The sequence below is a fragment of the Amycolatopsis sp. NPDC049868 genome (assembly GCF_044461365.1).
In the GTDB taxonomy this organism is placed as follows: domain Bacteria; phylum Actinomycetota; class Actinomycetes; order Mycobacteriales; family Pseudonocardiaceae; genus Amycolatopsis.
In genome coordinates, this window is record NZ_JBITKV010000012.1 from 183,212 (window position 1) to 202,516 (window position 19,305).

The following is a 19,305-nucleotide window of genomic DNA, read 5'->3' on the forward strand; positions in this document are numbered from 1 at the left end:
GCTCACGACGAATGTGGCCGTGCGGCGCGGATCCGGGCGGCCACACTCGCGAGGGTCGGCGAGGCGAGGAAGTCCCGGACGCTCACCGCGGTGCCGGTCTCGCGGGCGACGCGGGCCAGCGCGCGCACGGCGAGCAGCGAGTCCCCGCCCATCGTGAAGAAGTTCCCGGCCCGATCGACCTCCGCGACGTCGAGGATCTCCTGCCACAGCGCGGCGATCCGGCGTTCCACCTCGTCCCGCGCGGGGCCGGATTCCTCGGCCGCCGCCGCGTCGGACCGCGCGTACCGGCCCAGCACCAGGGCGTCCGGAGCGGGATCGGGATGTTCCCTGTCGGGCAGCGGCACGGGAGAGTCCCAGGTACGCGGCTCGGCGAGCGTCCGGACGTGATCGAGCAGTTCGGCGAACATGCCGGTGACGAGGCCGGGTTCGAAGATCTCCTCGACGTAGGAGAACACCGCGGTCATGGTGTCGTCGAGTTCGAACAGCCGGACTTCGAGCGCGACCTGCGGGGTGCGGAGCTGTTGGTGGTGGTCATGCATGTCGATCACCCCGAGCGGCCCGGCGTCACCGGGCAGCCGACGGCCCATCGCCGCGTCCATGCCGAGCGTGCTTTGGAAGACCACGGGTGCCACCGGCCGGTGTGTTCCGCGGTGCCTGCCCAGTTCACGGGACACCTCGACGCCGCTGACCAGGTTGTGTGCGGCGGCGTCGCCGAACTGACGTTGACAAGCCAGCGCGAGATCCGCGAAGGAAGCCGAAGGATCCAGCTCGACAGGGATCAGCATGGTCGAGGCGAACGCGCCGATGATGCGGTGCACGTCCTGATGCAGCGGCAACCGGTTGAGCTGCAAGGAGTTCAGCAGCATCACGCGATGCCCGGCGGCACGGGCGAGAACACCCGCGTAGGCGGTGAACACGGCCGCGGAGGGGGTGACGCCGTGCGCGGCGCACTGTGCCCGCACGGCGGCCCAGGTCGGCGCGTCCAGGGTCCGCTGCGTCGTGGCCATGAGCTCGGGACGCGCTTCGGCGGGGTCGAGACGCAGCGGCAGCGCGGGCGGCTGCCCGAAGCCGGGGAGCCGGTCGAACCACCAGTCGCGGTCGGCCTCCCACGCCGCGGTGCCGGGCAGGCGCCGTACCGAGGTCACGTAGTCGCCGTAGTCGATCTCCAGCGGTGCGAGGGTGGCGTTCCAGTCGGCGACCAGTGCGAACAGGTCGCGGTAGAACACATTGGACGACCAGCCGTCGATGATGAGCAGGCTCACCGCGCAGTGCAGCCGCGCGTTGCCGTCGTCGAGCAAGGTCAGCCTGATGTCGATTCCCGGTCCATCGCCGGGATTGGGGCCGTTCGTGCTCATCTCGTGCCGCAGGGAGGCCAGTGAGCGCGCGACGTCGTCGGCCGGAACCCCGCGAAGGTCGGTGACGACGAGGCCGGGCACGGTGGCCGGATCGCCGGCGGGAAGGATGCGCTGCCGTCCGTCGGGCAGCACGCGGGCCCGTAGCGTCGGCTGGTGCACGACCAGTCTGCGCAGCGCGTCCCGCAGCGCTTCCGGCGCGTCGTCTGTGTCTACTTCGGACAGTCCGATGTCGACGTAGTGGTGCGCGGACGGGTAGGACAGCTCCCAGCCGTCCTGCTGGCCGACGAAGTACCCCTGCTGCAAGGGAAGCAGGGGGAACGGCTCGTCCGGGTCGGCGCGCTTGGCGACTTCCACGGGCAGCGCCCGGCCACCGCCGGCGGCGCGGCGGGCGATCAGCCCGGCGAGCTCGGCGAGCGTGATCTCGACGCGGATGTCGGACAACGCGAGTACGACGCCGAGCTGCTTGCGGACCTGCGCGGACATGCGGACGGCGAGCACGGAGTCGCCGCCGAGGGTGAGAAAACCCGCGTCGTGCGGGACCTCGGCGGGGTCGAGACCGAGCAGCTTGCCCCAGATCTCGGCCAGAGGCTCCCGGTGGTCAAGGGTGGTGGTCATGAGAATGCTCCCGGTTCCGAAGGGGTGGCGGCCAGCAGCGACTGGCCGAGTGTGCTGAGCGGGTGGTCGCGATGGGGCAGGTCCAGCAGCGGCCGCAGGCCCGCGTGGCGGAATTCGCCGAGCCATTCGTCGCGGGTGAGGAAGATCCGGTCGCTCCCGGCACGCAGGTCCGCCGAGCCCGCGGCGGGACGGCCGGATGCCGGGGACATCAGGAACTGCATGGAGACCGCGGCCTGGAGGAGATCGCCGCACGACTCGACGACCAGCAGCAGCCCGCCGGGCCGCAGCCAGGACCGCACGGTTTTGAGAACGGCGCCGACGTCGACGGCGTTGTGCAGGACGTTCGCCGCGATCACGGCGTCACAGGATTCCGGTTCGACCGGGTGCGCGCCGGGGTCGTTGATGTCGAGCCCGCCGAACCGCACCCGCCCGTCGTGCGCCAGGATCTTCCGCGCGGTGGCGAGGAAATAGCGGGACACATCGGTGAACAGATAGTCGAGATCGCCGGTCAGTCCACTGAGGACAGGAAACGCGGTGGCCCCGACACCCGCGCCGAGTTCCAGGATGCGCGGCGCCGCGGGCGATTCCGCACGGAGGATCTCCACGAGGGCCGCGTTGAGGTAGCCGTTGATCACGTTCTCGCGGTAGACGCCGTCCGCGGTCGCCGTGCTGTCGGTCCCGAACAGCACGGACTGCAGGGTGACTTCGTCGCGTAGCAACTCGGGCAGCCGCGCCGCGGTGGCGTCGAAGAACCCGCTCACCTCGGCCGGATAGCCCAGCCGTGCGCACAACTCGGCCAGTGGCGCGGGATGCGCGGGCGCCGGGGCGAGGTCCCGCAGCACGGTGCCGTCGTCCGACGCGCGCAATCTCCCATGGCCGGTCAGGGCGCGCAGCCAGCCACGGACGATCCAGCGATGTCGTTCGGCGACCCGCAGCCGCTGGAGGATCTGCTCGGGGCGGTGGCTGACGCCAGGGCGGAACAGCCCGGCGCGGCGGAACGTGGCCGCCATGGTGTCCAGCGCCGCGTCGTCCAGGCCGCGCATCGCCTCGGGAAGGGCGGCGAGGTCGGCGCCGTCGATGGCGGTCAGCCCGGCCTGGTGACCGGATTCCACGGCGATCACGACGTGCTCGCCGGATACGGAGCGGGGTCGACCTCCACCGTGACACCGCGGGCGCCGGGCAGGTCGCGCAAGCAGGCGCGGGCCGTGGCACGCATCCGCTGCACGGTGAAGCGCCGCAAGGGTTCGTGGGTGTTCCCGCCGGGCAGGGCGGCGACTTCGGCGGCCGGGCGCCAGGCCGCCGAAGCCGGGGACACCACTTCGAGCAACCGGGGATCGTGCGCGGCCAGCGTCACGCGCGCGTCGTTCCGGTCCACCAGCGCGGCCAACCGGGCGGCCGTGATCGAGGACTCTGGCGCATCGGGAAGAGCGCCGTTGGGGATGTCCGGGATCCGGACGCCGGAGCCGTCGAGCACGGTGTCCAGCCGGTCCGCGACGTCCGGCCAGCGCAGCGGCCGGGGATCGGTCTCGGGGAAGCCCGGATCGACCGCGAGAACACAGTCGAAGCGATAGCGGGTCAGCTCGGAATCCGCGTCGAGGAGCTTGGGGAACGTCGCGATCCTGATCTCGCGCCCGGCGTCGGCACCGGCTTCGGTGGCGATCCGAGCCAGCGCGACGGGGTCGAACAGCAGCTCCTCGTCCCGGGCGGCCCTGGCCTCGGCACGGTCGCCGAGGTCGGGACCGGCGCCGCGCCGCTGCTCGACCCACGTGCTGAACTCGGTGTGCAGCCCCGCGTGCCGGTTGTCGCCGAGCACCACGTACCCGCCCGGGGCCACCGTGCGCACGGCCGCGCGCACGACCGCGTCGAGGTAGCCGGTGCCGGGGAAGCACTGGGTCACGGAGTTGAGCACCACGCAGTCGGGCCCGGCGGCGGGGAAGCCGGCGGCGGTCATCGCGGAGGAGACCACGGGACCGTCCGCGTCGTGGGCGGCGGCGCGCACGGTCGTCACGGTGCCCGGTCCGGAGGGGAGCGGGCGGACGGAATCGGCGACGACGTCGGTGCCGACATAGCCACGGACGCGGGGTGCGAGCCGGTGCAGGAGCATGCCGGTGCCGCAACCCAGCTCCAGTATCCACTCCGGCCGCAGGCCCGCGATGAGGTCGACGGTGCGCTCCACCCACTGTCGCATATGGACAGTGGGGAGCGGTTCGCCGGTGTCGGACGCCCGCCAGCCGCTGAGGTCGAGGTCACCGGGGGCGTCACGGGGAGCGGCGGTATAGGTCAGCTGGTAGACCTCACTCCAGTGCTCGAGGTATTCGGCGATGAGCGCGCCGGGTGCGGGCGTGGTCGCGAGCAGGTGCGAGGCGGGATGGACGCGGACGCCCGAGGCCGTGGGCTCGGCGTGGCCGATCCACGGGTGGGTGCGCAGCTTCGCCGCCACCGCGGTGAAAAGCGCGGTGGCGGGCCTGGTCAGCGGTTCGGGCACAGCGTGATTCCTCCTTCGTCGCGCGGGTTCGCCGCGGCTTCGGTGAGCCGGCGGTCGTGCAGCCGCAGGATTCGGTCCGCGCGGCGGACGACGCGGGGGTCGTGGGTGGCGGCCAGTACGGCCATGCCGTCGGCTCGATGACGGACCAGGACCCCGAGTACGGCCTCGGCGGTCTCGTCGTCGAGTGCCGACGTCGGTTCGTCGGCGAGCAGCAACCGCGGCCGGGGGGCGAGCGCGCGGGCGAGGACGACACGTTGCCGCTGCCCGCCGGACAGCGTGCCGGGGCGGCGTCGTCCGGCTGCGGGGTCGAGCCCGACGGCGATCAGGATCTCCTCCGCCGCCGAACGGGCCTGGTGACGGGAAAGCCCGCACAGGAGCCGGGCGGGGCGGGCGATCGTGGTGACCGCCCGGTGCGCGGGGTTGAGGGCGTCGAGCGGATCTTGTGCCAGGTACTGGATCGCGCGCAGCTGCCGCCTGTCACGCGTCCGAAGCGACGGCAGTGGCCGTCCGTCGATGGTGATCTGTCCAGTGTGGACATCGTGGAGTCCGGCCAGCGCACGTAACAGCGTCGTCTTCCCGCTACCGGAAGCGCCGACGAGCGCGACCAGTTCGCCACCGTGTACGGCGAAGTTCGCGTCACGGACCAGGGCCACGGGCCGCTCGATGCTCAATCCGGACACCGTGAGGACGGCTTCGGTGGTCGGTGGCCGGGACGGCGACGAAGGCAGGACGATCGGCGGGGAGCCGAGGCCGATCACGCGATCGGCCAGCGCGGCCACGAACTCGCGGTCGTGCGAGATGATCAGGGTGGCGCCGATACGTTCGTCGCGACGTCGGCGGACCAGATTGGCGACGCGGCGGACGGCGTCCGCGTCCAGTGCGCTGGTCGGCTCGTCGAGCAGCAGGAGCGGGGGACGACCGGCGATCGCCCGGGCGAGGGCGACTCGCTGGGCCTGTCCGCCGGAGAGCTGATGCGGTCGTTTCGTCCTGACCGAGGTGGGGTCCAGTCCCGCGGCCGACAAGGCGTCGTCGACCTGACTCCGGTCCGATTCGGACACCAGGCGGTCGACCGTCCACAGCGGATTCAGGGTGCCTGCCGGGTCCTGGCCGAGAAGTCCGGTGGCCTGGCGTCGCCAGACGGCCGACGGGCGGCCTGGTGACACCGGTGTCCCCGCCCACGTGATCTCGCCGCTCATCCTGCGCAGCCCGGGCGGCAGGACGTCGAGGATCGTCCGCAGCAACGTCGTCTTCCCGCTGCCGGACGGGCCGGTCACGGCCACCACCGTGTTCGCGGGTACGTCCAGGCTGACGTCGCCGAGCACGGTCTGACCAAGTCCGTTGTGGACGGTCAGGCCGCGCACGATCAGCTCCGCCGGGGTCATGCCGTCACCGATTCCCGGCGGCGTGCCCGCAATGCCCACGTGACCAGGCAGGCCAGCGCCGCGAGCAGGAGCGCCGGAGTGGCCACGGCCGCGGGGTTGTCCGCGGCGCCGGGCAGGTTTTCGCGCAGCATCAACGCCCAGTCCGGCGCGGGCGGCTGGGCACCGAACCCGAGCAGCGTCATCGTGCAGGCCAGTTGCAGCCCGAGCACGAACCGCAGGCCCGCCTCGGCCACGATCAGCCCGGCCATGGCCGGGGCCATTTCCCGCACCAGCAGCACCGCGGTGCGCTCGCCCCGGCAGCGGGCGGCGTCGGCCCAGCCCGCCGCACGGGTCCGGCGGGTGGTGTCGCGGACGATTTGCGTCGTCAGCGGCGCTCCGCCGCATACCGTGGCCACGACGACCGCGACCGGACCGGGCACGGCCACCGCGAGCACGAGCGCGACCAGCAGCAGTGGCAGTGCCACGAGGACATCGGCGAGGCCGGTGATCAGCTTCCCCGGAAGGCCGTCGTTCCAGCCGGCGATCAGCCCGCCGGCGACACCCACCACGCAGGTGATCGCTCCCGCCGCGGCCGCGAGCAGCACCAGGCCCGCCCCGCCCGCGAGCGATCGCGACAACACGTCCCGGCCCAGCACGTCGGTGCCCAGCACGTGGCCGAGACCAGGCGGCGCGAACGGCGTACCGGCGACGGCCGCCGGATCGCGTGGGGCCAGCAGGCCCCCGGCGAGCGTGACGACCGCGAGCGCCGCGGCGAACCACCCGGTCTTCATCGCCGTTCCCGCCGGACATCGGCGGCCGAGGCCGCGAGGTCCGCCAGTGCGGTGCCCGCGACGACGATCAGCGCGCCGATCAGCCCGACCGCCGCGACGACCGGCGTATCCCGGCCCGCGACCGCCGTGACCAGCAATTCGCCCAGCCCCTGGTAACCGAGCATGGTTTCGACGACGGCCGCCGCGGTGACGGTACCCGCGGTCAGCGTCGCGGCCGCGCGGATCGCGGGGGAGAGCACGAACGGCAGCACGTGCCGGACGTGCAGCCGCGGGCCGGTGACACCCCGCGCCACGGCGTCACGGACGTGGGGTGCCGCGCAGGCGTCCGCGACAGCGCCGCCGAGCAACCCGCCACCCCACGCCGCGGCCGGCAGGGCGAGCGCGAGCGACGGCAGCACCAGCAGGTCCGGCCGGTCCAGCGGCGACCCGCCGGGCGGCAGCAGTGACACCGGCGGCAGCCAGCCGAGCAGCGCGCTGAGGACGACGACGAGACCGGCGACCACGACGACCTGCGGGATCGACGAGACGGTCGTGCTCAGCGCGGCCCACCGTCGTGCCCATCCGGGCCGGCTGCCGCCGATGGCCCAGCCGAGCGCGAACATGAGCGGCAGCGCGAGCAGCACCGCCGCCGCCGTGAGCACGGCCGTGGCTTCGAGCCGGGGCAGCAGCAGATCGGCCACCGGCCGGTCGGTGACGAGCGAACGTCCCCAATCACCGCGCAGGATCGCCGCGGTCCACTGCCCCCAGCGCTGCCACAGCGGTGCGTCCAGTCCGAGGGTTTCCCGTAGCCGCCGCAGGGTTTCCGCGTCCGCGCGGCTCCCGGTCCGGGTCTCGGCCGCGTCCGAGGGCAGGGCACTGACGGCGGCGAACACCACGGCCGAGACCACGACAGCGGTCGCGGCGGCCCGCACCAGCACGAGGCTCGCCGTGCGGGCCGGCGACGAACGAGCGCTCACGCGGTGATCCGGACCTGGTCGATGAACAGCCGCGCGAACCCGGGCCCGGTCGGCAGGCCGCCGACGCCGGGACGGGACAGGTCGAGCCCGTCCCCGACGCCCCAGACGAGGTAGCCGCCTTCGTTCCGGAGTTTCCCTTGCAGGACACCGAAAGACTGGGTTCTGCGCGCGGTGTCGGGGTCGGCGAGGGCGGTATCGAGGTCGCGTTCCCAGTCAGGGCGTTTCCACGCGGTCTCGTTGGTGGGCGAGGCCGCGCGCAACGCGATGCGGGAGACGTCGAGGAAGCCGATCCCGCCGAGGTAGCTGACGTAGAAATCGGCCTGCGCGTAGGTCTTCGTCCAGAAACTCTCCGGCGGATCGACCTTCACGGTGACCTTGAGGCCGATCGGTGCGAGCTGCTGGGCGAGCAGTGTCGCGGTGGAGTCCATCCCGGGGTAGGCGGTCGTGGTGTGCAAAGTGACGTCCACCCCGCCCTGGTATCCGGCTTCGGCCATCAGCGCGCGGGCTCGATCGAGGTCGCGAACCCGCTGGGGGAGCTGAGGGCTGCTCGGATCCGCCGGGGTGAGCAGGTCGTTGCCGACCTTGCCGTAAGCGCCGAACACGGTGTCGGTGAGTTGCCGCCGATCGGTGGCGAGCTTGACGGCTTCGCGTACCTGGGGCTTGTCGAACGGTGCTCGGTCGAGCCGCATCACCACGGGGTAGGTGGTGACCGCGGGGCGGCGGACGACCTGGGTGCCGGCGCGTTCGGCCTGCGCGGCCGCGGCCGGGCTGACACTGCCCGCGACGTCGGCCTGTCCCGAACGGACCGCGTCCGCGCGGGCCTGCGGGTCGGCCAGCGCACGGATCTCGATCCGTTTCGTCGGCGGTTTCGTTCCCCACCAGCCGTCGTTGCGTTCGAGGACGGCGTTGGCGGGGTCACCGCCGGTCATCCGGTAGGGCCCGGACCCCGGCGCGGGCGTGCTGAAGTCCGTCGTGCCTTCGGGTACCACGAAGGTCGCCGACTGCAGCGCTTCCGGCACCGCCGCGAACGCCGTCCGCGTGCGCAGCTCCAGCGTCGACGCGTCGATCGCGCGGGAGCCGTCCAGATCGAACATCGCCATCCGGCCGTAGTTCTCGGCCGCCTTGGCCTGCATCCGGCGCAGCGAGTACAACGCGTCGGCGGCGGTCACCTTCCGGCCGTCGCCGAACGTGGCGTCCGCGCGCAGGGTGATCTTCCACCGGGTCTGTGAGGCGTCCGGTTCCCACGCCGTGGCCAGGCGGGGCGCCGTGGTGCCGTCGGGGCCCGCGACGGTGAGCACGTCGTAGAGCAGGGCGAACCGCAGTGCGTCGGATTCGTTGCCGAGTCCGCCGTGCGGGTCGTTGCTCGCGGTGGCCGCCGAGCCGACCGCCGCGTAGCGCAGGAGATCCCCCGAGGCCGGGGTGGCGTTGCCCGAGGTGCAGGCGGTGGCCGTCAGGGTGGCCGCGACCAGGAGGGCGATGCGGCGGGGAACGCGGGTCACGAGATCGGCCTTTCGGGGTGGGAGAGTTCGTCGTTGATCAGCGCCGCGATCGCGGCGACCGGTTCGCCGCGCAGCAGGGCGTAATGGTGTGCGTCCACTGTGGACGTGATGGGCGGCCGGGCGAGGAGAGTTGTCCAGCCGAGGTCGGCGGGGTCGCCGGGGACGTCGTCGACGCCCATGCCGATACCGGAATTGACCGGAGATCGCCGGCCCGCCTTGACGATCAGGGTGCGGGTTTCCGGATCGCCCAGCCGCGATGGCCGGTAGGCGGCCAGTCCACGCAGATGCCGCGCGAACACCTCGACGCGTCCGGCGGCGCTGGTGCCCGCGCGAAGCAGGCCGTGCTCTCGTAACACAGTGTCCACTTCGGACTGTGTGGGCTCCTGGGCGGCGGCGAGTTCCGTGCCGAGATATCCCGCCAGCGACGCGACATAGCGGCGGCGGATCTCGGCGGGGCCGCCCGGGACATCGGTGATGTGATTCGGATCGTTGGAATCCAGGAGCACCAGCAGTTCGGTGTGCTCGCCGATCTCGTGCAGCAGACACGCCACCCGCTGGGCCAGATCGCCGCCCATCGACCAGCCGCCCAGCAGATACGGGCCGGCGGGCTGGTGGCGGCGGATGACACCGAGATACAGCGCGGCCAGCGCGTCCACACTGCCGGGCGCGTCGCCACCGGACAGGCCGGGGTCGGTCAGGGCGATGACGGTGGTCTCCCGGTCGAGCAGCCGGGAGAGCTCCGTGTAGCACAGCACGTCCCCGCCGGAGGGGTGCAGCAGGAACAGGGTCCGGCCGTCCGGGACGCCTTCCCGCAGCAGCAACGCGATGTCGGCGTCCTCGACCGGCGCCTCCGATCCGCCGGTCCACGACGCCGGATCGTCGGCGAGCCGCCTGACCCGGGCGATCTGGTCGGCGATCGCGGTGGTGACCTGCCCGGGCGGCACCACGGGGTCGAGGACATCCCACTGAAGCAGCAGTTCACCGCCTTCTTCGAGCACCTGGTGGTCGAGCAGGGTCTGCGGGGTCTGGCTCAGCGCGGCGACCTTGCGGCCGATCCACCGCGGGTCGTGGTCGGCGCCGATGACCTCGGTCAGCCCGAGCGCGCTGGTGAACACGACGGGCACGGCCGCGACCGCGCCCTGGGCGCTGGACTTCTCCGCGAGCACGTCCAGCGCCGAGAACTCGCGGTGGTCGAGGTCGTCGAACAGCCGCCGCTGGGTGCGGCGGGCCCGTTCGGCGAAGGTGCCGAGGCCGGCTTCCTCGGTCGCGTGCAGGACAAGGGAGGTGAAGTCGCCGACGACGTTCGGGACGTCCGGGTGGATGTCCGGCCGGTCGAACAGCGTGAGCATCACACTGAACGCGTCCCGGCCCGACCAGGCAGCCAGCATGTCGGTGTACACGGTGAGCAGAACCGCGGTGAGGGTGACGCGGTGCTCGGCGGCGAGCCGCCGCAGCCGTTCCCAGCTCGCGGTGTCGAGCGTCGCGGCGTGCCGGACGAAACGGCCTGAGGTGGCGTGCTCGTCGACGGGGACGGGCGGTGCCTCGGGGATCGTCGTCAGCCGCGCCCGCCAGTACTCGGCGGCACGGGCGCCGTCCGCTCCGTCGCGTCGAGCTTCGAGCGCCTTGACGCAGTCGGCGGGGTGGATCCCGACCGGATCGAGCACGCGGGTGGGATCGGTGTAGCAGGCGTGCAGGTCGCGATCGACGATCCACCAGCTCGCGGCGTCGCAGATGAGCACGTTCACGCCGAGGAACAGGCGGGTCCGGCCGCCGGGCAGCAGGGCCGCTTGGACCGTGAACAGCGGCCAGCGGTCGGCCGGGCCGGGTTTGAGACCGACGCGGTCGCGGACAGCCGAAAGACGTCGGTCGCGGTCTGCTTCGGACAGTGCGCGCAGATCGTGGGTGCGGATCCGGTACCGCGGCAGGTCGCGCAGCACCCGCGCCTGACCCTGTGAGTCCACGATGGACCGCAGCATCGGGTGCCGGGCGATCACCTTGTTCCACGCGTCCTCGTAGCGCGCCAGGTCCAGCTCGGCACAGTCGTACTCAAGGAAGAAGTGACACGGCACGTCACCCCAGCGATAGCCACCGTCGCGGCCGATCCAGTACGCGTGCTGGACCCGGGTCAGCGGAAAGGACTCGGGCTCGGCCGCGGTCACGGGAACCGGAGTCTTGGGCGATGGGGGAGTGACGTCGCGTGCGCGCAGCAGGTCCGCCAGCCCGGCCACGGTCGGGGCGGTGAGCAGATCGGCCAGCCGTAGCCGGACGCCGTGGTCTTGGGTGAGGGCGGCGAGCATGCCGGTCGCCAGCAGGGAATGGCCGCCCAGGGCGAAGAAGTCCGCGTCCGGCGAGGTGATCGCGACGCCGAAGAGGTCGCTCCACAGCCGCGCGATCCGCTCCTGCAGTGGGTCGGCGAAGCTGCCCGCGTCACCCTGTTCACCTGGTGCGGTGTACGCCGCGGCCGCCATCCGTTCGGTGAGATCCGTGCGGGAAACCGCGACGACCGGCGGCACGGATCCGGTGAGATGCCGGTCGAGTACCAGGTCGAAGGCGTGGCCGCCGGTCGTGGCGTCGAGCGCGTCGCGCAGGGCCACTTCCCGGTCCGCGCCCCCGGGCCCGGCGCTCCAGCCGTCCCAGACGACACTCGTCCAGCCGGTGTTTGTGGTCGCGAGCGCGTCGAGCGCGGCGTTGGCCGCCGCGTACGGGCCGGTACCGATCCCGCCGACCAGCGTGGCGGCCGAGGACATCAGGATCACCAGGCCGGGCCGGGACGCCTCGGGCAGCGTGTCGATGGCCGCCTGGAGTGCCCGTGCGCCACCGACCTTGCCCTGCAGCTGCGAGGTGACCTGGTCCGGCGTGACGTCGCGAAGCGGAACCGCCCGGGTGGTGGCGGCCGCTCCGGCGGCGTGCACGATCACTTCGGGCTGGTGTTCGGCGAGCAGGTCGCGCCAACCGTCCACATCGGACGCATCGAGCGTTCGGGTGCGGATGTCGAGGCTTTTCCCCGCGTTGAGGACTTCGGCCGCGCCGGGGACGTCCGAGACCGGTCGGCGGGACGTGATCACGACCGAGGCGCCACGCCGGGCGAGGCGTTCCGCGACGACGAGCCCGACGTCACCGAGCCCACCGGACACGACGGCTCGCCGCGGTCCCCGGACGGTCGTGGACGGCGGGGTGAGTGGCCAGGTCTCGATGTCCCGTTGCCAGCGGACCCCGGATCGCCAGGCGATCTGCCCGCCGCGTTCATCCCGCGACCGGACGAGATCCGCGAGCTCGTGCAGTATCGCTTTCGCCGCGAGGTCCGGGTCGGTGGCCGGGGGAAGATCCACCGTGCGCCACCGGATCCCGCGATGTTCCTGCGCCAGGACCCGGCTGAGCGCGCGGGCCGCGGCAGCGCCGGTCGTCACCGCGTCGAGGCTTTCGACCCGGTCCGCGCCGAACGTGACCGCCAGCAGCTTCGGCACGGTCATCCCGCTGAGCTTCCTCGCGAGCGCGGCGTGGGCGAGGACGACATCGCTCACGTCCTGCCCAGGGCCGGTCAGCACGACGACGCCGTCGATGGGTGTTCCTGGTTCGTGATCCTCCACTGTGGACATACCGAGCGCTTCGGCGATCGGTGACGGTGAATCGGCGGCCAGCAGGAAGCGGCCCGACGGCGTCGTACCGGAGAGCGGGGGAAGCTGACGCCACCGGGGCAGCCGCAGGAGCCCGGGAGCACGGGAAGGCGTCACCGGCCCGGCAGGTGGGTCGATCCAGAGCCGGCGGGGCCGGAAGGCGTACCCGGGCGCCGCGATACGCGCACGCTGACCGCGGCGTTGCGCGCCGAGCCTGACTTCGCCGCCGTGTGCCCACAAGCGGGCGACGGCGGCGCGAACGGATTCGGCTTCGAGGTCGGCGCGGTCGTGGTCGAGTGTGCTGGCCGAATCGAGCAGCGCCGGGTCGCCGTGCGCGCGGGCCAGCGTCACCAGGCTGCTGCCCGGTCCGACCTGGACCAGTACGGCCGGTGCCGGATCGAGCGCGACCCGCAAGGCCCGGGAGAACACGACGGGATCCCGCAGCTGCCGCGCCCAGTGCCCGGCCGTACCGAGTTCATCGGTGACCGTGGTACCGGTGAGTGTGCTGACCATCGGGATTTCCGGCGTGGTGGCGGCGAGCTTCGCCGCCGCAGCGCGGACGGCGGGAATCGCGGGGTCGACGAGCCGGGAATGCAGTGCCGTGTCCACGTGCAGCCGCCGACACCGGATTCCCGCGGCGACCGCTTCGGCTTCCAGCGCCGTGATGGCGTCGGCCGGACCGGACACCACGGATCCGGCGGGCCCGTTCAGCGCGGCGAGGTCGACATCCGGATGTGCCGCCAGCAGACCGGAGACGTCGGCGAGGTCCAGCGACAGCATCGCCCCGCCGCCGGCGGCACGCGACACCTCGGTGCAGCGCACCGCCACCAGCCGTGCGGCGTCCGGCAGGGCGAGCCCTCCCGACACCATGGCGGCGGTGTACTCGCCGAGGCTGTGCCCCAGCACGACGTCCGGCCGGACGTCCCACGACTCCAGCAACCGCGCGGTGGCCAGCGACACCGCGAACAACGCGGGCAGCCCGACCGCCGCGTCCCGGATCCGGTGATCACGGCCGTCGATGACGTGCCGGATGTCGTTGCCGGTCAAGGGAAGCAGCAGTTCGGCGCAGGTGTCGACCGTCCGGGCGAACACCGGTTCGCTCGCGTAGAGAGCCGATCCCATGCCCGGGTATTGGCTGCCCGCTCCCGGGAACGCGAAGATCACCCGGGGGCGGGAAGCGGGAACAGGCCGCGCTTCACGCAGGGCGGCCGCGGCGGCGTCGATCCGGCCGGGCGCGCAGACGACGGCGATGCGCCGGCTGTGCCGGGTCCGGCCCTCGTCCAGTGTGTGCGCCAAGTCCGCGAGGCCGGCGGAGTCCTTGAGGCTGGGGAGGTACTCGCTCAGATCGCGGGCTGCTTGGCGGGCGGCGGCGTCGGTCTGCCCGGACACGACGAGGATCTGCGGCCGTTCGTCCGGTGTGGACGGTGGCCGCGCCGGTGCGGGGCCGAGGACGACGTGACAGTTGGTGCCGCCGATACCGAAGGAGCTGACGCCCGCGAACTCCGAGTCCGCGGGCCACGGCCGGGCATCGCCGGAGAGCGCGAAGGCGGATCCCTCCAGTCCGAGCCGCGGGTTGACCGGCTCCGAATGCGGCGCCGGGGGCAGCACGCCGTGGGACCGGGCGAGCACGGTCTTGATCAGCGACGCGATCCCGGCGGCGGTGTTGGCGTGACCGATGTTCGCCTTGACCGAGCCGAGCCCGCACCACGGCCGGTCGCTCGGTCCGAACACGGTGCGCAGGGCCGAGACCTCGATGGGGTCGCCGAGCGCCGTCGCGGTGCCGTGGCCCTCGACGTAGCCGACCTGGCGTGGCGCGACGCCCGCGACCGTCTGCGCTTCCGCGATGACCCGGGCCTGACCCCGCGGTGATGGCGCGGTGAATCCCGCCTTGACCGCACCGTCGTTGTTAACCGCCGAGCCGTGCAGGACCGCGAGTACCGGGTCGCCGTCGGCCAGCGCGTCGGCCAGCCGCCGCAGCACGACCGCGCCGACGCCCTGGGTGTAGACGATTCCGGTGCCGTCCGCGCTGTAGGGCCGGACGACGCCGTCCGCGGCGTAGATCCCGTCCGGTACGTGGAGATAGCCGTGCCCCTGCGGGACGATGAGTGAGGCCCCGCCCGCGAGCGCGGTGTCGCATTCTTCGGCCAGGAGTGCCTGGGCCGCGGTGTGCACCGCGACCAGTGAGCTCGAACAGGTGCTGGTGATCGACATCGCGGGCCCGGTCAGGTTCAGCCGGTACGCGACCTGCAGCGGCAGGTAGTCGCCGTGCGTGGCCATCGCCGTGCGCAGACTCCCGACCGGGTCGGCTCCGCCGCCGGTCGGGTCCCAGCGGCCGCCGAGATTGCTGGCCAGATAGGCGCTTTGCGACGCGCCCGCGTAGACGCCGACGGTGCCCGCGCCGACGCCGCCGCCATGGCCCGCCTGCTCCAGCGCCTGCCAGGACATCTGGAGGAACAGCCGTTGCTGCGGGTCCATCAGCGCGGCTTCGGCGTCGGTGAGCCCGAACGGCTCGGGATCGAACATGTCCTGGCCGTCGATGAGCCCGCCGACCGGGACGTACCCGGGCGCGGTGGCCAGGTCTTCGGGGACGCCTGCCGCGCGCAGTTCGTCCGGGCCGAACCGGGTGAGGCCGCTGCGGCCTGCCAGCAGCAGGTCCCAGAACGCGGCGGCGTCGACCGCGCCGGGGAAGCGGCAGGCGAGTCCGGTGATCGCGATCATCGGGCGACCTGCTCGGCCTGCTGCCGGGCGGCGCGGCGTCCACGCGGTGCCGGAGGTGCTTCGCTGACCGGCGGGCTCTGGCGTGGTGCCAGGAACGCCGCGAGCGCGCGGACGGAGGGGTGGCCGAACAGGTCGACCACGGTCAGCGTGTCGAATCCGTGCGCGACGAGCTGCCGGTGCGCCAGCACCAGGGTCAGGGAAGTGGCACCGAGCTCGAAGAACGCGGTCGTGGCATCGACGCCGGAGCCGAGCAGGGAGCGGAACACCCCCAGCACGGTTTCTTCCAGCTCGGGGCTGGCGGCCGCCGGTGCTGTTTCTCGTTGCTCGGGTTCGAGTTGTGCCACCGCGGCACTCCCGGCGTCCTTTGTGGACGAGGGAAGGACGAGGTGCAAGAGACCGTCCGCGCTGAGCTCTTCCCTGAGGTCGATGCCGTGGACCGAGGACGCCGCTTTGGTACGGCGGCTCCATTCCGCGGCCGAGGCCAGCGCGTCGGCCGGGGTGAGCGTGCCGGGGGAGACGGTCAGTGACACCTCGAGCCCCAGGTCCGCCGCGCGCGCCAGAGCCTCGGCGAGCCAGGTCTGCGGGGTGGCGGGTTCCTTTGCGTCCACTGTGGACAATTGCGTGGGAGCGGGGGCTTCGGCGCGACGATAGGGGTTGGGCAAGGCGGCGTAATCGATCTTGCCGTTCGCCGTCACCGGGAACCGGTCGAGCACGGTGAACCGCGAAGGCACCATGAACTCGGGAACCCTGGTCCGCAGGTGTGCCGCGAGTTCCGCGGTGTCCGGGGTTCGCCCGGTGTCGGCGGGGACGAGGAAGGCGACCAGCCGCGGCCGGTCGTCGGGGCCGGGAACGGACAGCGCCACGGATTTGCGGACGCCGTCCGCGCGGTCGAGCACGGACTCGATCTCGCCGAGTTCGATGCGGTGCCCGCGGATCTTGACCTGCCGGTCGACGCGGCCGAGGAACTCGATCGTGCCGTCGTGCCGCCATCGACCGAGATCCCCGGTCCGGTACAGCCTGCGGTCCAATACCGGATGCCGCACGAACCGTTGCGCGGTCTGCTCCGGGTCCCCGATGTAGCCACGGGCCAGGCCGTCGCCGCCGATGTGCAGCTCGCCCGGCACGCCGACCGGCACCGGCAGTCCCGACGGGTCGAGGATGTCGAAGCTTTGCCCGCGCAGCGCACGGCCGTAGGGGATGCTGCGCCAGGCCGGATCGACGTCGCCGATCGGGTGGCAGATCGACCAGATCGACGCCTCGGTCGCGCCGCCGAGGCTGACGATCTCGACCTGCGGTGCGAGGGCGCGCAACCGGTCGGGCAGCGTCACGGGGATCCAGTCGGCGGAAAGGAAGACCAGCCGCAGCGACCGCAGCGCGCGATCGGCGAGGCCGGGATCGATCTCGGCGTATTCGACGAGCATTTCCAGCAGCGCGGGCGCGGTGTTCCACAACGTCACGCGGTGCTGTGCCATGAGTTCGAGCCAGTGCCCGGGGTCGCGCTGGTGGTCGGCGCTCGGCAGGACGAGTGCTCCGCCGGCGCCGAGGACACCGAACACGTCGTGCACGGACAGATCGAAACTGAACGCCGAGAGCGCGAGCATCCGGTCGTCGCGGGTGAGGGGGAAGCGGTCGACGAGGTCGTCGATCGTGGTGCGGGCCGCGCGGTGCTCGATGGCCACGCCCTTCGGCTTTCCGGTGGAACCGGAAGTGAAGATCACGTACGCGAGGTCGTCCGGCGCGGGACGGTTCGGCCGCTCGGCGGTGCCGGCTGTGGCGTCCAGCGCGACGGGGTGGACTTCGACGGTGCCGGGCCAGCTCAGCGTGACGTCGTCGGCGACGAGCGCGTGGCCGATCCCGGCCTGGGCGCACACCGAGGCGACGCGCTCGGCGGGCCAGGCCGGTTCGACGGGGACGTAGCCCGCGCCACTCGCGGACACCCCGAGCATCGCCGCGATCTGCGCCGGGCCCTTCGGCGCCGACACCGCGACGAGGTCACCCGGGCCGGCACCGGCCGTGGTGAGCCCGTGCCCGATCGCCTCGGCCGCGCGGAGAAGTTCGCCGTGGCTGAACGCGGACTCGGCGGTCAAGAGCGCCGGCGCCTGCGGAACGTCCCGCGCCGCGGCGCGCAGCGGGTCGTCCAGCAGCGGACCGGCCTCGCCGAACGGCGCGGCGTCCAAGGTGGCGCGTGGCGCGAACGTGGGAATCCAGCCCAGCGCCGGATCCGGCCAGCGGTCCGGATGATCGGCCAGCGTGGTCAGCAGCCGCAGATGCGCGTCGGCCATGCCGTCGACGAGACCCGCGGGATAGGCGCCGTCGACGCTGTCCCAGCACACGCGAAGGCGGCCGTCCTCCTCGTAGACGATGTGGTCGAGCAAGACCTGGGGCGTCTGCGAGATGCCGAACACCTCGGTGCCGAGCCAGCCCGACGGGTCGTCGCCGCCGGGCGAAAGGCCGAGCCCGCTGGTGAACACCACAGGATGCGCCGGCGCGCCGAGCGAGGCAGGACTCCGGCGGGCGGCCTGCATGCCGTCCACCTCGCGATTGTCCATATCGGACCAGAACTGCTCGTTGACCGCGCGCACGTAGGCGCCGAAACCGGTCTTCGGTTCCCACGCGGGCATCTGCACGAGAACCGTGGAGGTGAAGTCGCCGACCACATGCGCCAGCTCGGGATCATCCGGCCGGTCGAACAGGGTGGTGTTGAGGCAGAAGGCCGAGGTGGCACCCCAGCGGGTGAGGGTGAGCCCGTACGCGGCCAGCAGCAACGCCGTCGGGCTGACCCCGTGCGAGGAGGCCGTTTTCTTGACCGCCGCCCAACGAGCGGCGTCCAGTTCGGCGGCGCGTCTGCTGAATCGGTGCGCGCTGATCGTGGCGACGTCCGTGACCGTGGGCAGGGCCGGGCCCGGCGGCAGGGTGCGGTCGGCCCAGTAGCGGCCGGCGCGTTCGGTTTCCGGGCCCGGCGGGCGCGCGGCCCGGCGGCGCGCCAGCTCGGCGAACGTGGTGCCGGGTTCAGGCAACGCGGCGGCGGGATCGGCCACCAGGGCACCCCATTCGGTCATGATCTGCATCCAGCCCGCGAGGTCGAGCGCCAGCACGTCCACGCCGACACACACCCGGGTGCGCTGTCCGGGCAGTAGCACGACATGGAGGTCGAACAACGGCCAGCAGCCGGTGGGCCGGGTCTGGTGCGACCACTCGGCGCGCAACTCGCCGGCGACCCGCGCGGCGTCGGGATCGGGCAGTGTCCTCAGGTCCGTCACCGGGATCCGGTAGGGCGGCACCTTGGCCAGTACCCGGCCGGTGGCGTCGGCGTCGACGACCATGCGCAGCGCGGAATGGCGCTCCACCAGGGTGTTCCACGCCGCACCCAGCAGAGCGGCCTCGTCCTCGCCTGGCCGCGTGTCACGCTCGAATTCCCGGTAGTAGAAGGTGGCCACGCCGCCGAGCGGAAAGGCCGGATCGCGTCCCACCCAGTACGCGGTCTGGATGGGGGTGAGCGGAAAGGTCTCGTCGCGCGGTTCCGGATCGGGTCGTCGTGCCCGGTCGCCGAGCGCGGTGGCGACGGATCGGGCCGTGGCCTGGTCGAGGAAGTCGGTCAGCGCGAGGGTGACCCCGGTGGTGTCCAGCAGCAGCCGCCGCAATCGCACCGCGGTGAACGACTCCAAGCCCAACGCCATCAGCGGGATGTCCGCGCCGACCGTCGCGGGCGCGATGTCGAGTGTTTCGGCAACCGCCTCGATCACGTCGTCGAGGGGGTTCGCTGCCTCTGCCGGGACCGCGCTCACCCAGATCTCCTTCACGGTCGTGGGAACGAAACGGCGGAAACCGTCACGCGCTGTCCTTCATACACGAAAACGGCTATCATTTTCATCTGATGGAGCAGTATTGCTCCGTGTGGACGAACACCCTGT

At 72.4% G+C, this 19,305-nt stretch carries 9 protein-coding genes; all 9 read right to left on the bottom strand.

Going from position 1 to position 19,305, the window contains the following annotated elements; translation table 11 throughout:
• Positions 1 to 2 precede the first annotated feature (2 nt).
• From ACIBTM_RS36525 to ACIBTM_RS36565, 9 genes are read right to left on the bottom strand one after another with little or no spacing between them, the layout of a single operon-like run.
• A complete protein-coding gene (locus tag ACIBTM_RS36525; RefSeq protein ID WP_395881727.1) occupies positions 3 to 1,970 on the bottom strand; it encodes a phosphopantetheine-binding protein in 1,968 nt (655 codons plus the stop codon).
• Entirely contained in the window at positions 1,967 to 3,091 is a 1,125-nt protein-coding gene (locus ACIBTM_RS36530) for a class I SAM-dependent methyltransferase (RefSeq protein ID WP_395881728.1), read from the bottom strand. Before ACIBTM_RS36530 ends, ACIBTM_RS36525 begins: the two co-directional genes overlap by 4 nt.
• Complete coding sequence (locus ACIBTM_RS36535) at positions 3,088 to 4,455, bottom strand: methyltransferase (RefSeq protein ID WP_395881729.1); 1,368 nt, start codon at positions 4,453 to 4,455, stop codon at positions 3,088 to 3,090. The genes ACIBTM_RS36530 and ACIBTM_RS36535 overlap by 4 nt, the downstream gene beginning before the upstream one ends.
• Entirely contained in the window at positions 4,440 to 5,837 is a 1,398-nt protein-coding gene (locus tag ACIBTM_RS36540) for an ABC transporter ATP-binding protein (RefSeq protein WP_395881730.1), read from the bottom strand. The genes ACIBTM_RS36535 and ACIBTM_RS36540 overlap by 16 nt, the downstream gene beginning before the upstream one ends.
• Positions 5,834 to 6,607 carry an ABC transporter permease subunit gene (locus tag ACIBTM_RS36545; RefSeq protein ID WP_395881731.1) on the bottom strand — a complete coding sequence of 258 codons (774 nt, stop codon included), beginning with the start codon at positions 6,605 to 6,607 and terminating at the stop codon, positions 5,834 to 5,836. The genes ACIBTM_RS36540 and ACIBTM_RS36545 overlap by 4 nt, the downstream gene beginning before the upstream one ends.
• Positions 6,604 to 7,563 (bottom strand): ABC transporter permease subunit, encoded by a 960-nt coding sequence (locus ACIBTM_RS36550; protein WP_395881732.1) that lies wholly within the window; start codon positions 7,561 to 7,563, stop codon positions 6,604 to 6,606. Before ACIBTM_RS36550 ends, ACIBTM_RS36545 begins: the two co-directional genes overlap by 4 nt.
• Positions 7,560 to 9,062, bottom strand: coding sequence for an ABC transporter substrate-binding protein (locus tag ACIBTM_RS36555; protein WP_395881733.1), 1,503 nt, complete (start codon positions 9,060 to 9,062; stop codon positions 7,560 to 7,562). The genes ACIBTM_RS36550 and ACIBTM_RS36555 overlap by 4 nt, the downstream gene beginning before the upstream one ends.
• Positions 9,059 to 15,394: an SDR family NAD(P)-dependent oxidoreductase gene (locus ACIBTM_RS36560; RefSeq protein ID WP_395881734.1), complete on the bottom strand. Its 6,336-nt coding sequence runs from the start codon at positions 15,392 to 15,394 to the stop codon at positions 9,059 to 9,061. Before ACIBTM_RS36560 ends, ACIBTM_RS36555 begins: the two co-directional genes overlap by 4 nt.
• Positions 15,391 to 19,179: an amino acid adenylation domain-containing protein gene (locus ACIBTM_RS36565; protein WP_395881735.1), complete on the bottom strand. Its 3,789-nt coding sequence runs from the start codon at positions 19,177 to 19,179 to the stop codon at positions 15,391 to 15,393. Before ACIBTM_RS36565 ends, ACIBTM_RS36560 begins: the two co-directional genes overlap by 4 nt.
• Between the last annotated feature and the right edge of the window lie 126 nt (positions 19,180 to 19,305).